The organism is Rhizobium sp. AG855, from assembly GCF_003610655.1.
In the GTDB taxonomy this organism is placed as follows: Bacteria; Pseudomonadota; Alphaproteobacteria; order Rhizobiales; family Rhizobiaceae; genus Allorhizobium; species Allorhizobium wuzhouense.
Genome location: NZ_RAQG01000004.1, coordinates 211771 through 224128 on the forward strand (window position 1 = coordinate 211771; position 12358 = coordinate 224128).

General features: G+C 60.4%; 13 protein-coding genes. 4 read left to right on the forward strand and 9 right to left on the reverse strand.

Features of this window, described 5'->3' with window-relative positions; genetic code table 11:
* Both DFO46_RS17875 and DFO46_RS17880 read left to right on the forward strand, forming a co-directional pair.
* Window positions 1–642: a septation protein A gene (locus tag DFO46_RS17875; RefSeq protein ID WP_110791271.1), complete on the forward strand. Its 642-nt coding sequence runs from the start codon at window positions 1–3 to the stop codon at window positions 640–642.
* Window positions 639–1229 (forward strand): DUF2585 domain-containing protein, encoded by a 591-nt coding sequence (locus tag DFO46_RS17880; protein ID WP_110791270.1) that lies wholly within the window; start codon window positions 639–641, stop codon window positions 1227–1229. The genes DFO46_RS17875 and DFO46_RS17880 overlap by 4 nt, the downstream gene beginning before the upstream one ends.
* Before the next feature lie 3 nt (window positions 1230–1232).
* Here the strand turns inward: DFO46_RS17880 and DFO46_RS17885 are convergent, their stop codons facing one another.
* From DFO46_RS17885 to ccmA, 5 genes are read right to left on the reverse strand one after another with little or no spacing between them, the layout of a single operon-like run.
* Window positions 1233–1823 (reverse strand): DsbE family thiol:disulfide interchange protein, encoded by a 591-nt coding sequence (locus DFO46_RS17885; RefSeq protein ID WP_110791269.1) that lies wholly within the window; start codon window positions 1821–1823, stop codon window positions 1233–1235.
* Window positions 1820–1999: a heme exporter protein CcmD gene (ccmD, locus tag DFO46_RS17890; RefSeq protein ID WP_110791268.1), complete on the reverse strand. Its 180-nt coding sequence runs from the start codon at window positions 1997–1999 to the stop codon at window positions 1820–1822. The genes DFO46_RS17885 and ccmD overlap by 4 nt, the downstream gene beginning before the upstream one ends.
* Entirely contained in the window at window positions 1996–2763 is a 768-nt protein-coding gene (locus DFO46_RS17895; protein WP_110791267.1) for a heme ABC transporter permease, read from the reverse strand. Before DFO46_RS17895 ends, ccmD begins: the two co-directional genes overlap by 4 nt.
* A 59-nt stretch (window positions 2764–2822) precedes the next feature.
* The gene (ccmB, locus tag DFO46_RS17900) at window positions 2823–3482 is read right to left on the reverse strand and encodes a heme exporter protein CcmB (protein ID WP_120278431.1); all 660 of its coding nucleotides are present in this window, start codon (window positions 3480–3482) and stop codon (window positions 2823–2825) included.
* The gene (ccmA, locus tag DFO46_RS17905) at window positions 3479–4126 is read right to left on the reverse strand and encodes a heme ABC exporter ATP-binding protein CcmA (RefSeq protein ID WP_120278622.1); all 648 of its coding nucleotides are present in this window, start codon (window positions 4124–4126) and stop codon (window positions 3479–3481) included. Before ccmA ends, ccmB begins: the two co-directional genes overlap by 4 nt.
* A gap of 274 nt (window positions 4127–4400) precedes the next feature.
* Between ccmA and acnA the strand changes: the two genes are divergently transcribed.
* Window positions 4401–7094, forward strand: a complete 2694-nt coding sequence (acnA, locus tag DFO46_RS17910) for an aconitate hydratase AcnA (RefSeq protein WP_120278432.1) — start codon at window positions 4401–4403, stop codon at window positions 7092–7094.
* Between the two features lie 179 nt (window positions 7095–7273).
* On the forward strand, window positions 7274–8044 hold the full coding sequence (locus DFO46_RS17915) for a thioredoxin family protein (protein WP_120278623.1): 771 nt from the start codon (window positions 7274–7276) through the stop codon (window positions 8042–8044).
* Window positions 8045–8312: 268 nt separating this feature from the next.
* Here DFO46_RS17915 and DFO46_RS17920 read toward each other — a convergent pair whose 3' ends face one another.
* The 4 genes from DFO46_RS17920 to DFO46_RS17935 are packed head-to-tail and all read right to left on the reverse strand — an operon-like array spanning window position 8313 to window position 12355.
* A complete protein-coding gene (locus tag DFO46_RS17920; RefSeq protein ID WP_120278433.1) occupies window positions 8313–8945 on the reverse strand; it encodes a 2-dehydro-3-deoxy-6-phosphogalactonate aldolase in 633 nt (210 codons plus the stop codon).
* Between the two features lie 4 nt (window positions 8946–8949).
* Window positions 8950–9879, reverse strand: coding sequence for a 2-dehydro-3-deoxygalactonokinase (locus tag DFO46_RS17925; protein ID WP_120278434.1), 930 nt, complete (start codon window positions 9877–9879; stop codon window positions 8950–8952).
* A 10-nt stretch (window positions 9880–9889) separates the two neighbouring features.
* A complete protein-coding gene (locus tag DFO46_RS17930; RefSeq protein WP_120278435.1) occupies window positions 9890–11404 on the reverse strand; it encodes an aldehyde dehydrogenase (NADP(+)) in 1515 nt (504 codons plus the stop codon).
* Between the two features lie 21 nt (window positions 11405–11425).
* Window positions 11426–12355 carry a Gfo/Idh/MocA family oxidoreductase gene (locus DFO46_RS17935; RefSeq protein ID WP_110791261.1) on the reverse strand — a complete coding sequence of 310 codons (930 nt, stop codon included), beginning with the start codon at window positions 12353–12355 and terminating at the stop codon, window positions 11426–11428.
* Window positions 12356–12358 lie beyond the last annotated feature (3 nt).

A 12358-nucleotide genomic window follows, 5' to 3' on the forward strand; every position in this document is an offset into this window, starting at 1 on the left:
ATGTCGGATACATCCACCGATACCCACGCTTCCAAGGCTGACAAGCAGCATCCGCTGCTGAAGATGGCGCTCGAGCTTGGACCGTTGATGGTCTTCTTCTTCGGCAACCTGCGTGGAGAATGGCTGTCACGCACCTTTCCTGAACTGACGGCGATCGGCGGACCACTGCTGATCGCGACCGCTCTGTTCATGGTGGCGACGGTGATCTCGCTTCTGGTGTCGAAGATCGTCTTCAAGCATCTGCCGGTCATGCCGCTAGTATCCGGCGTGGTCGTGATGGTCTTTGGCGGCCTTTCCATCTGGCTGCAGGATGAGACTTTCATCAAGATGAAGCCGACCATCGTCAACACGCTGTTCGGTGTCGTGTTGCTCGGCGGCCTCGTATTCGGAACTTCTCTACTCGGTTATGTCTTCAATGCGGCGTTTCAGCTTGATGCTGAGGGCTGGCGCAAGCTTACGCTGCGCTGGGGTGTCTTCTTCCTCTTCCTCGCGGTCCTGAACGAAGTCGTCTGGCGCAATTTCTCCGACGATGTCTGGGTCAGCTTCAAGGTCTGGGGCACAATGCCGATCACCATTCTTTTTACATTGGCGCAGATGCCGCTGATCATGAAGCACTCTCTGGAAGACAAGGAACAGAAATGATCGACACCGCCAGCCAGACGGACAGCAATTCCACCACCCGCTTCTGGCTGATCGTGACAGGTGTCATCATCCTGATCCAGATCGTCTCTCAGTATCTGATGGGTCGCATCTGGATCTGTGAATGCGGCTACGTGAAGCTCTTCGAAGCGGGCGTGAACACCCCAGGCAATTCGCAGCACCTGTTCGACTGGTACACGCCGTCTCACATCATACACGGCTTCCTGTTTTATGGCTTGGGTTGGCTTGTCCTTCGGAAGAAGCCGCTTACAGCGAAACTCGCACTCGCGGCCCTCATCGAAGCGGGATGGGAGATCCTCGAGAATTCACCCATCGTCATTGACCGCTATCGCACGGCGACGATGGCGGTCGGCTATACCGGCGACAGCATTCTGAATTCCGGGATGGACATGGTTTCCATGATCGCCGGTTTCTTCTTTGCGGCCCGCGTACCGGTCTGGCTGACCGTCGTCATCGCACTCGGCTTCGAGGTGATCACGGCATTCGTCATCCGCGACAATCTGACACTCAATGTCCTGATGCTGGTCTGGCCGATAGAGGCCGTGAAGACCTGGCAGGCTGCGCTCTGACGATCAGGAGCCCTTCAAGGCCTTTTCGATCGCCGGCATGAGCTGAGTCTGGAAGGTGTCCGGATCGAAGGGGCCGACCTTCTTATAGAGGATCGTTCCGTCGGGGCCGACAAGATAGCTTTCCGGGATTCCGTAGACGCCCCAGTCAATCGCTGCCTTGCCGTTTGGATCGACCCCGATCGCGGCATAGGGATTGCCGAGTTCTCCAAGGAAGCGGAGCGCGTTGTCGTTCCGGTCCTTGTAGTTGATCCCGACCACGTTAACACGAGGGTCTTTGGAAAGCTCAAGCAGCATTGGGTGCTCCTGGCGGCAGGGTACGCACCAGGAGGCGAAGACGTTGACCAGCGTCAGCTTGCCGGAGATCGCCGTTGTGGTCAGCGCTGGCCGCTCCGAACCGTCGAGTGCCGTGAGTTGGAGCGGCGGCGCCTTCGTGCCGAGCAAAGCCGATGGGATCTCTGAAACGTCCCGGCCGGATTGAAGCTGGGTCATGAAGATCGTGGCAAGGCCCGCAAACAGGACGAGCGGCAACGCTGCGATCAGATAGCGTCCCCGCCCCTTTGCGCTGGAAACGTGCTGCTCGGATTCTTCAGTCATGCTTTGCTGTCCTGCGCGGAAGATGGTTGCGCGGAGCGACGGCGAATACCCTGTGCCTCAAGCGCCTTCAATTCGGCCTGACGTGCCCGACCATCGAGATAGACCCAGGTCGTCAAGCCGAAACAAATTCCTGCCGTCAGAAGATAGGAACCAATGACGTAAAACGCGTGGCTCATGCGGCGTTCTCCCGGCCGGCCAGGCGGGCGGCCAATCGCCGCTGCGCCCCGATCCGGCGGCGCCAGATTTCATTGCGCATAGCCATCATATGCAGCGTGAAGAAGAGGAGGGTGAAGGCCAGGGCCATGATCAGCAACGGCCAGAGAAATTCCGGATCAATGGTCGGTCCATCGAGACGCATGACGCTCGCAGGCTGGTGCAGCGTATTCCACCATTCGACCGAAAACTTGATGATCGGGATGTTGACGAAGCCGACCAGGATCAGCACCGAACTGACGCGCGCTGCCTTGGAGGGGTCGTCCATGGCGCGGTTCAGCGCGATCAAGCCCAGATACATCAGGAAGAGCACGAAGACAGAGGTGAGGCGGGCATCCCAGACCCACCATGTTCCCCACATCGGCTTGCCCCATAGAGAACCGGTAATGAGTGCAATCAGGGTAAAGGCTGCGCCAAGCGGTGCGGCGGCTTTGTGGCTGACATCGGCCAGCGGATGGCGCCAGACCAGGGTTCCGATCGCTGAGAGCGCCATCACGGAATAACACATCATCGAGAGCCATGCGGCGGGCACATGCACATACATGATGCGTACCGTGTCGCCCTGCTGATAGTCCGTCTCCGATGAGAAGCCGAGGTAGAGCCCTAAGACGAAAAGCAACACGGTCGTTCCGGCAAACCAGGGCAGGATTTTCCCGACCAGCGCAAGAAACCGCGTGGGGTTGGCGAGATCGCCGATTTTGGTGATGGCAAGGCTGTTGTCGGTCATGGCCCGTTCTAGCGTGTCTCTACTTCCCCTGCAATTGATCCTGGTCAATCCGGGTTGGCTCAGTCAGCCGAGTTTCGCAAGGCAGCAGCGGCGCCAACGGGGCCGATCACGGCGAAGAGAAGGGTGATGGCTGTCAGAAACAGGAATGGAGGCATGAAAGGCGCGGGATCTTCCACGGCCGCATAGGATGCGCTCACTCCGAAAATCAGGATCGGCACGGCCAATGGCAGGACCAGGATCGAGACGAGGAGACCGCCGCGGGGCAAGGCGACAGCCACGGCAGCACCCGCCGCGCCGATAAAAGTGATTGCCGGTGATCCGACCAGCAGGGTGAGCATCACGGCACCGATGGCAATTTCATCCATGTTCATAAAGAGACCCAGGAGGGGAGAGGCAAGGACAAGTGGCAGCCCCGTTGCCACCCAGTGGGCGAGGCACTTGATCAGAACGGTCAGCACCAACGGCGTCTCCTGCATCAGCAGGATATCGAGGGACCCATCGTCGCGCTCTGCCTGAAACAGGCGATCGAGCCCAAGCAGGGCTGACAATAGTGCGCCGATCCAGACGATGGCCGGGCCGATGCGGGACAGGAGATTAAGATCCGGTCCGACCCCGAAGGGTATGACGGCGACCACCGTGGTGAAAAAGAGGACGCCCACAAAGGTGCCGCCCCCAGCGCGAACCGAGAGCTTCAGATCCCGGAGGAAAAGCGCCATCATGCGGAATACTCCATGTCGACGCCATCGAAGCCCAACATTTCCAGTGTCTGCGCGCCTTCCATGCCAAGCGGCTGATGCGTGGCGGCAATCACGATGCCCCCCGCTTCGCGGTGGCGCTTCACAAGGTCTTCGAACATCGCATCCGCTCGGCTATCCAGGGCTGCGGTTGGTTCATCCAGAATCCAGATCGGTCGATACGCGACGAGAAGCCGCGCCATGGCGAATCGGCGCTGCTGTCCGGCCGAGAGATAACCATACGGGAGATGGGTGATCCCACTGAGCTCTACGGCATCTGCCGCCTCTTCGATATCGAGGCTTTGTCCTCCCTCGATGTCACCCAGGAAGGATTTCCAGAAAGCCAGATTTTCCGCGACCGTCAGTTCCCGCTTCATGCCATTCCGATGACCAAGATAGTGGCTGAATTCCCCGGCCGGGCGGGCCTCTGCATCCCTGTCCGACAGGCAAATGGCGCTGCCTGTTTCCGGGCGTAACAGACCGGCGACGACGCGCAACAAGGTTGATTTTCCCGAGCCGTTCCGGCCTGTCAGGACCAAGGCATCCCCGGAAGCCAACGTAAAGGAAACATTAACAAAAATCAGATCCTCCCCCCGGCGCGCCGAGAGGCTTTCGGCTTCGAGCCTGATCATGGTCGCTTTCCGGCAGGATGAGGCCTGCCTCATAAAAAATCTTTTTTTCGCCCTTTGTCGGTCTGGCACCTTTCTTAGAAATTATCTATAAGACCTGCAACCACGCCAGCGGCCGGCGTGAAGTTCATCCTTGTGCCGAACTTGTAGATCGTCGAAAGCGATTTCCACGGGCGGACAGCGGAAATGGTCGTACCCGCATCCTGATGTGCATGAAGTGCATAGGCGTCCGCACGAATGTGTTGGCTATCAGAATCAAGCGGGGTTTCTATCCGTGGCTAAATCTCTCGACAGCTTCAATTGCCGGTCGGTCCTGACCGTCGACGGCAAGGACTATGTCTATTACAGCATCCCGAAAGCCGAAGCGAACGGCCTTGCCGGCGTTTCAAAGCTTCCCTACTCGATGAAGGTCCTTCTCGAGAACCTTCTGCGCAACGAGGACGGTCGCTCCGTCACCAAGGCCGACATCGAGGCCGTCGCCGCATGGCTCGTCAACAAGGGCCTGACCGAAGCCGAAATCGCCTATCGCCCGGCTCGCGTTCTGATGCAGGACTTCACCGGCGTTCCGGCCGTTGTCGACCTCGCTGCCATGCGTGACGGCATCAAGAACCTCGGCGGTGATCCGGAAAAGATCAATCCGCTGGTTCCCGTCGACCTCGTCATCGACCACTCGGTCATCGTCGATGAGTTCGGCACGCCGACCGCCTTTGCCCGTAACGTCGAACTCGAATACGAGCGCAATGGCGAGCGCTACCGCTTCCTGAAGTGGGGCCAGCAGGCATTCAAGAACTTCCGCGTCGTTCCCCCGGGCACGGGCATCTGTCACCAGGTCAATCTGGAATATCTCGGCCAGACCGTCTGGACCAAGGATGAGGACGGCGAAACGACGGCCTACCCAGACACCTGCGTCGGCACGGACAGCCACACGACGATGATCAATGGTCTGGGCGTTCTGGGCTGGGGCGTTGGTGGTATCGAAGCCGAAGCAGCCATGCTCGGCCAGCCGGTCTCCATGCTGCTGCCGGAAGTCATCGGATTCAAGCTGACCGGCAAGGTGAAGGAAGGCGTCACCGCGACCGACCTCGTCCTGACCGTCGTGCAGATGCTGCGCAAGAAGGGCGTTGTGTCCAAGTTTGTCGAATTCTTCGGCCCCGGCCTCGATTCGATGTCGCTCGCCGACCGCGCAACCATCGGCAACATGGGCCCGGAATACGGTGCAACCTGCGGCTTCTTCCCGGTCGATGGCGAAACCATCAACTACCTGACCATGTCGGGCCGTACCAAGGATCGCATCGCGCTGGTCGAGGCCTATTCCAAGGCACAAGGCATGTGGCGCGAAGGGGATGGTTCGGACCTCGTCTTCACCGACACGCTTGAACTGGATCTCGGTGACGTCGTGCCGTCGATGGCCGGCCCCAAGCGTCCGGAAGGCCGCCTGCCGCTCGAAACCATTGCGCCGAACTTCGCAACCGCACTGGAAAACGACTACAAGAAGCCTGGCCAGCTGAACAATCGCTTCGCGGTTGAAGGCGCCGACTATGACATCGGTCATGGCGATGTCGCCATTGCGGCCATCACCTCGTGCACCAACACCTCGAACCCGAGCGTGCTGATTGCGGCAGGGCTTCTGGCACGCAATGCCGTCGCCAAGGGCTTGAAGACCAAGCCATGGGTGAAGACTTCGCTGGCACCGGGATCCCAGGTCGTCGGTGAGTATCTGGCCAAGTCTGGCCTTCAGACCTCGCTCGATGCCCTGGGCTTCAACCTGGTCGGCTTCGGCTGCACCACCTGCATCGGCAATTCCGGCCCGCTGCCGGCGCCGATCTCCAAGACGATCAACGACAAGGGCCTGATCACTGCTGGCGTCCTGTCGGGCAACCGCAACTTCGAAGGCCGAATCTCGCCTGACGTCCAAGCCAACTACCTGGCATCGCCGCCGCTGGTCGTCGCCTACGCGCTCGCTGGCACGGTCCAGAAGGACCTGACGACCGAGCCGCTCGGTGAAGACCAGAACGGCAACCCGGTCTATCTCAAGGACATCTGGCCGACCTCGCATGAGATCCAGGAATTTATCCTGAAATACGTTACGCGCGAACTCTACGAGTCGAAGTATGCCGACGTGTTCAAGGGTGACGCCAACTGGCAGGCCGTCCAGGTACCCGCCGGCCAGACCTACGCATGGGACGACAAGTCGACCTATGTGCAGAACCCGCCTTACTTCGTCGGCATGGGCAAGAGCGGTTCCGGCCTCAAGAACATCAAGGGCGCCCGCGTCCTCGGTCTCTTCGGTGACAAGATCACCACCGACCACATCTCGCCGGCCGGCTCGATCAAGGCAGCCTCGCCGGCAGGCGCATACCTGACCGACAATGGTGTCGCGGTTGCCGACTTCAACCAGTACGGCACGCGTCGTGGCAACCACGAAGTGATGATGCGCGGCACCTTCGCCAATATCCGCATCCGCAACCACATGCTTGGCCCGAACGGCAAGGAAGGTGGCTACACCATCCACTATCCTTCCAAGGAAGAGCTGTCGATTTATGATGCAGCGATGATGTACAAGCAGGAGGGTGTTCCGCTCGTCATCTTCGCCGGTGTGGAATACGGCAATGGCTCGTCGCGTGACTGGGCTGCCAAGGGCACCAATCTGCTTGGCGTCAAGGCGGTCATCGCGCAGTCCTTCGAGCGTATCCATCGTTCGAACCTCGTGGGCATGGGCATTGTGCCCTTTACCTTCGAGGACGGCACCAGCTGGGCTTCTCTGAACCTCAAGGGTGACGAGATCGTCACGATCGAGGGTCTCGAAGGCGAGATCAAGCCGCGTGAGAAGAAGATCGCCAAGATCACCTACTCAGACGGCACCGTGAAGGAAGTCCCGTTGCTCTGCCGCATCGATACGCTCGACGAAGTCACGTATATGAACAATGGCGGCATCCTGCAGACCGTTCTGCGCGACCTCGCTGCCTGACATTTTTTGATTGAACATGCGAGGCCGCCGGGCAACCGGCGGCCTTTTTTGTATCTGGGCGTCTGGAGGTGGCGGTGACGAAAGTTTCACCCCATCGTGACTTTGCGCATGGGGGCTAAGGAGCTATCAAGTGCACCACTAAGGTTGAAGCCCAAGTCAGACAAATGCTGCAGGTGAACATGCAACCCGTTTCTAAGTGCCAGCGGATCTACCGTGCCACGTGCCTAGCGTTACTGCTGGCGGTGTCGCCGTTCCAGGCGCAGGCCGGGACCTTTGTTCAGCCGAAAGGCGTAATCGAGCTTTTCACCTCGCAAGGATGCCGCTCCTGCCCGCCTGCCGACCGTGCTTTCGAGCAATTGGTGCGCCAGGGCGATGTTGTCGCCCTTTCCTATCATGTCGACTATTGGAACTACCTGGGCTGGGCTGACACATTGGGAACGGCCGAGAACACGGATCGCCAATATGCCTATGCCAAGACGTTCGGCCGTAGCGGTGTTTATACACCCCAGGCGGTCCTGAATGGGCGAGACCACCTCAAGGGAACCGACTCCGCCGAATTGAACCGGCGGCTGGATGGGATGCAGGCTTCCGGGCAGGGCTTGGTGGTGCCGGTCAAGGCGTCGCAAAACGGCGACCAGCTGTCTATCTCGGTGGGCAGCGGCACAGGTAAGGCGAATGTCGTCGTGGTCTATTTTCGTGAGCACCAGACGGTAGAAATGCTGAAGGGCGAAAATGTCGGAAAAAGCGTGGATTATTGGCACAGCGTAACCGATGTGCAGACCGTCGGCATGTGGAATGGCGAGCCGATCGATATCACCTTGCCCGCGCGAGTGATCAATTCCGATAAGAGCGACGGATGTGCCGTATTGCTTCAGAGCGCCGACGAGGAGGGGAATCCTTCCGGCATCGTTGGTGCAACCGTCATGAAAGGGCGGCCGACAAATTTCTGATGTGAGGGGAAACCTGGTGTGGTCCGGCCCGAAGCACTGGGGGGCTGGGGGTAAGGGGTCAATGCGCCTGACCGGACCGTTTTGGCGCACCGCGCCAACCAAGTTAGTTATACTTTATCGCAAAAAACGGCGCGCGTTTGTTCAAAATGCGGCCTGCGCAAAATATCTGCTTCGGTGCGTGACAAATGTCACAGTGACTGTCCGCGCAAGACAACAAAAAACGCCGCCGGGTGTTCCCAACGGCGCTCAGTGGCGGATCTGATTCTGATCAGTTCAGCAGCGCATCGTAAGCCGCAACGGCTTTGACGGCTCTCTCGCCGATCACGTTGGACGAATCGCCCGGCTTGTAAAGGCTGGAGCCGAGGCCAAATGCACGAACGCCGACCTTCCAGTAATCCGAAAAATTGGTTTCCGAGACACCACCCACCGCGCCAATCGGCAGCTGCGGCGGAAGGATGGCCTTGATAGCGGAGATGCCGCCTGGGCCGAGTGCGCTGGCGGGGAAGAACTTCAGCGCCGCAGCGCCGCTCTTGGCGGCAAGCAGGGCCTCCGTGGCTGTAAACACACCCGGCATGGTGACCATGCCGTGGCTGACCGCACGACGGATGACGTCCGGCTCTACATTGGGGGTGATCAGAAGATTGCCGCCGACCCCATGAAGGCGATCGACTTGGGCGACTTCCAGCACTGTACCGGCGCCGATCAAGACATTGGCCGGTGCAAGCTTCCGAGCCTTTTCGATCGACAGGAAGGGGTCGGGCGAGTTGAGCGGAACTTCGATCGCTTCAAAGCCGGCATCTACGAGGACGTCTACGGCAGACTCGATTTCTTCGGGTTTGATGCCACGCAGGATGGCCACCAGATTGCGGCGAAGGGACGGCCAGGCAACGGAGGATGTCATCGTTCTATTCCTTGAATTCGTGGTCGAACAGCGAAATGGCGCAGGCCAGCAATCCGCGGCGGACCAGCAGTCCGCCATCCAGCATGATGGCCTCGCCACCGGCTCTCGCAATCGCGCGGGCATAAAGGCGGGTCAGTTTGCCGGTGCCGATCAGATAGGCTTTTCCGTAGCGCTTGAGATCCGACTGAATCGCAGCAATTTCTGCGCCGATCAGCAGTCCCGATAGGCGCGCCGCCGGATTGGTCTTCGTGCCCTGCGAGAGCAGGCCCTCGGCCCGGATGGAGAAGAGGGTTGATGTCAGGGCAAAACCCGATGCCAGGGCGGCATCCACCGCTGCGTCGAAAATGTCTGGATCCGCTTCGGCATCACCATCTTCTGGTACGGACAGCCGCAGAATCGATTGCCGGCTAATCAAATGGAAGAGCTCTCCCGTCATCACGGTCGAGAAGCGGCTGATGTGTCCGTTTTCAACGAGGGCCCACTTTGAATGCGTGCCTGGCAGGCAAAACAAGGCATTATCCAGGCCTTGCTCCAGAGCTCCTGCGAGCTGTGTTTCCTCGCCTCGCATGACATCATAGCGGCCATCTTCACGCTGGCAGACGCCCGGCAGAATATATACGGGACGGCTGGCACCTTCCGGGACGACAGCGTGCTGGAAGAGACCGATCAAAGGGGCTGGCGTTGCCACATAGGGCGCCTCACGCCAGCCGGTGCGTGCACCGGCCATGCCGGCAATGACCACGGGCAGGTCTTGCGCGGCTCCGAGGGCCGAGAGATGGCCCTCGAGTATTGCGGGATAGGCTGTGCGGTCCAGGCCACCCATGCCTTCTGCCGATTGCCGCTCGGCGAGGACCGCGCCCTGGCTGTCGACCAACCAGAGGCGGAGATTGCTGGTACCCCAATCGACCAGGGCGGCAAACGGTTTCGCGGTCACTGCGTCTGCCTCAGGCCAGATCGACCGGCAGCAGGGCTACCGGAATGTCCTGGAAGCAGACCGGCCGCAGGAAGCGACGGATCGACAGCGTGCCGACCGAGGTCGCTCCAAAGTTGGTGGAGGCCGGGTAGGGGCCGCCATGCACCATCGAATCCGCCACTTCGACACCGGTCGGGAAGCCGTTGGCGAGCACGCGGCCAGCCTTGCGCTCCAGGATCGGCATCAGCCGCTTACCAAGCGCCTCGTCACCCTCGGCGAGATGGATCGACGCGGTGAGCTGGCCGGAAAGGCTGCGGGCCATTGCAACCATTTCGTCTTCGCTATCCGCAATCACGATCAGTCCAAGCGGGCCGAACACTTCTTCGCCGAGCACGTGGTTGTCGAGCCAATCCTTGGCTGTGGTCTGGAACAGGTAAGGCGTGGCATTGCGCAGGTCACAGGTGGAGGTGAGAACCGAGCGAACGCCTTCCGTGCCGGCGATCCTGGTTGCACCCTTGCGATAGGCATCAGCGATGCCGTCGGTGAGCATGGTCTGCGGGCCGACAGCCGAGAGGGCTTCGGTCGCCGTTTCGACATACTTGTCGGCGTCGGCGCCCTTGAGCAGCACGACGATGCCTGGATTGGTGCAGAACTGGCCGGCACCCATGGTCAGCGATCCAACCCAGCCCTTGGCAATGGTCTGGCCCCGGGTGGCGATGGCGTTTGGCAGCATGAACATCGGATTGACCGAACCGAGCTCGCCGAAGAAGGGGATCGGTTCCGGACGCTGAGCGCAGAGATCGAAGAGTGCGCGACCGCCGCCGAGCGAGCCGGTGAAGCCGACAGCCTTGATCAGCGGATGCTGAACGAGCGCCTGACCGACGTCACGGCTGCCGCCATGGACGAGCGAGAAGACGCCCGGATGGACGCCTGTGCGCTTGATCGCGGCATCGATGGCGGACGCCACGATTTCACCGGTGCCCGGATGGGCATCGTGTGCCTTGACGACGACCGGGCAACCAGCGGCGAGCGCGGCAGCCGTGTCACCACCGGCCGTGGAGAAGGCGAGCGGGAAGTTGGAAGCACCGAAAACGGCAACCGGGCCGATCGGGCGCTGGATCATTTTCAGGTCCGGGCGTGGCAGCGGTTTGCGGTCGGGCAGGGCTTCGTCGTGGCGACGGTCGAGATAGTCGCCGTTGCGGATATGGGCGGCGAACAGGCGCAACTGGCCGACCGTGCGGCCACGCTCGCCGATCAGGCGGGCTTCCGGCAGGCCGGTTTCCTGAGAGCCGATTTCGGTGATGGCGTCACCGCGTGCGTCGATTTCTTCGGCGATTGCTTCGAGGAAGGCGGCACGTTCTTCACGGGTCGAGTAGGCGTAGGTTTCAAAGGCCTCTTCGGCTGCCTTCGCGGCCTGATCGACCAGTGCGGGTGTACCCTTCGAGAAGGTGTGAGGCGCGCCCGTTGCGGGTGACGAAGCAAAGGTATCCGTGCTGGCAATCCAGTTGCCGGCGATCAGGTGTTTTCCAGTCGGCGTATAGGCCATGGGAGGGGCCTCCTTTTTATATCAGTCTTCAAAATGAGCGACGACTTTCCGCTCTCCGCAGAGGAACGAATCCGCCACGATGCGCAGCGGCTGATAGTCGGTGTCGCTCTGGCGAGAGCGGATAAGCTTGGCGAAGCGCTCGTAGATCCCGGCATATTCACGATCCGGACCCGACGCCTGCTCCTTGCCTCCGATATAGAGTTCCGAGCCGCCCTTTGAAAGGCGCAGCTCGCCTTCATTTGTCTGAACGGTGATGTCCCAGGTCTGGGGACCTTCCTGTCGCCAGTCGAATTCGGCCGTAATAGGCGCGCCTTCAACGGTCCGCATGGCGATGGAAGCGGCGATGGGCTGCTTCTTGTTCTCCGGGAACTCCAGTGTCGATTTCTGCACCAGGATGTGCCCAGGCACGATCTCGGTCAGGATCGACAGGGCGTTGATGCCCGGATCGAAGACGCCGAAGCCACCCGGCTCCCAGATCCAGGCCTGGCCGGGATGCCAACGACGCACGTCTTCCTTCCAGACGATCGAAATCGACTGGATGATCTTGTCCGACAGCCACTGCTTTGCCGGCTCGACGCCGAGGGCGAAGCGCGAATGCCAGGTGGCGAAGAGCGTGACACCGGCCTTGGCAGCGATTTTGCTGAGGGCCTCTGCTTCTCCCAGCGTGGTCGCCGGCGGCTTTTCCATCAATACATGGCGGCCGGCCGCGATCGCAGCCTTTGCCATGTCGAAGCGGACTTCGGGCGGTGTGCAGAGCGAGACGACCTTGATATCCGGGCGCGCGGCCAAAAAAGCATCGAAGTCGGTGAAGTTTTCAGCACCCTCGACCTTGCCATGGCGGCTCACGCCGGCGGCAACGACGAAGTCGTTACCACCAGCGATCGACGGAATGTGCTGGTCGCGGGCGATCTTGCCGATGCCGACAAGTGCGAGCGGAATACGATCTGCCATCGT

Bases quoted from the DNA above. Each gene is read 5' to 3' on its own strand.
- DFO46_RS17915 (WP_120278623.1), top strand. From the start codon at position 7,274: ATGCAACCCGTTTCTAAGTGCCAGCGGATCTACCGTGCCACGTGCCTA.
- DFO46_RS17885 (WP_110791269.1), bottom strand. From the start codon at position 1,823: ATGACTGAAGAATCCGAGCAGCACGTTTCCAGCGCAAAGGGGCGGGGA.
- DFO46_RS17895 (WP_110791267.1), bottom strand. From the start codon at position 2,763: ATGACCGACAACAGCCTTGCCATCACCAAAATCGGCGATCTCGCCAAC.
- ccmD (WP_110791268.1), bottom strand. From the start codon at position 1,999: ATGAGCCACGCGTTTTACGTCATTGGTTCCTATCTTCTGACGGCAGGA.
- DFO46_RS17875 (WP_110791271.1), top strand. From the start codon at position 1: ATGTCGGATACATCCACCGATACCCACGCTTCCAAGGCTGACAAGCAG.
- DFO46_RS17880 (WP_110791270.1), top strand. From the start codon at position 639: ATGATCGACACCGCCAGCCAGACGGACAGCAATTCCACCACCCGCTTC.
- ccmB (WP_120278431.1), bottom strand. From the start codon at position 3,482: ATGATGGCGCTTTTCCTCCGGGATCTGAAGCTCTCGGTTCGCGCTGGG.
- DFO46_RS17920 (WP_120278433.1), bottom strand. From the start codon at position 8,945: ATGACATCCTCCGTTGCCTGGCCGTCCCTTCGCCGCAATCTGGTGGCC.
- DFO46_RS17930 (WP_120278435.1), bottom strand. From the start codon at position 11,404: ATGGCCTATACGCCGACTGGAAAACACCTGATCGCCGGCAACTGGATT.
- DFO46_RS17935 (WP_110791261.1), bottom strand. From the start codon at position 12,355: ATGGCAGATCGTATTCCGCTCGCACTTGTCGGCATCGGCAAGATCGCC.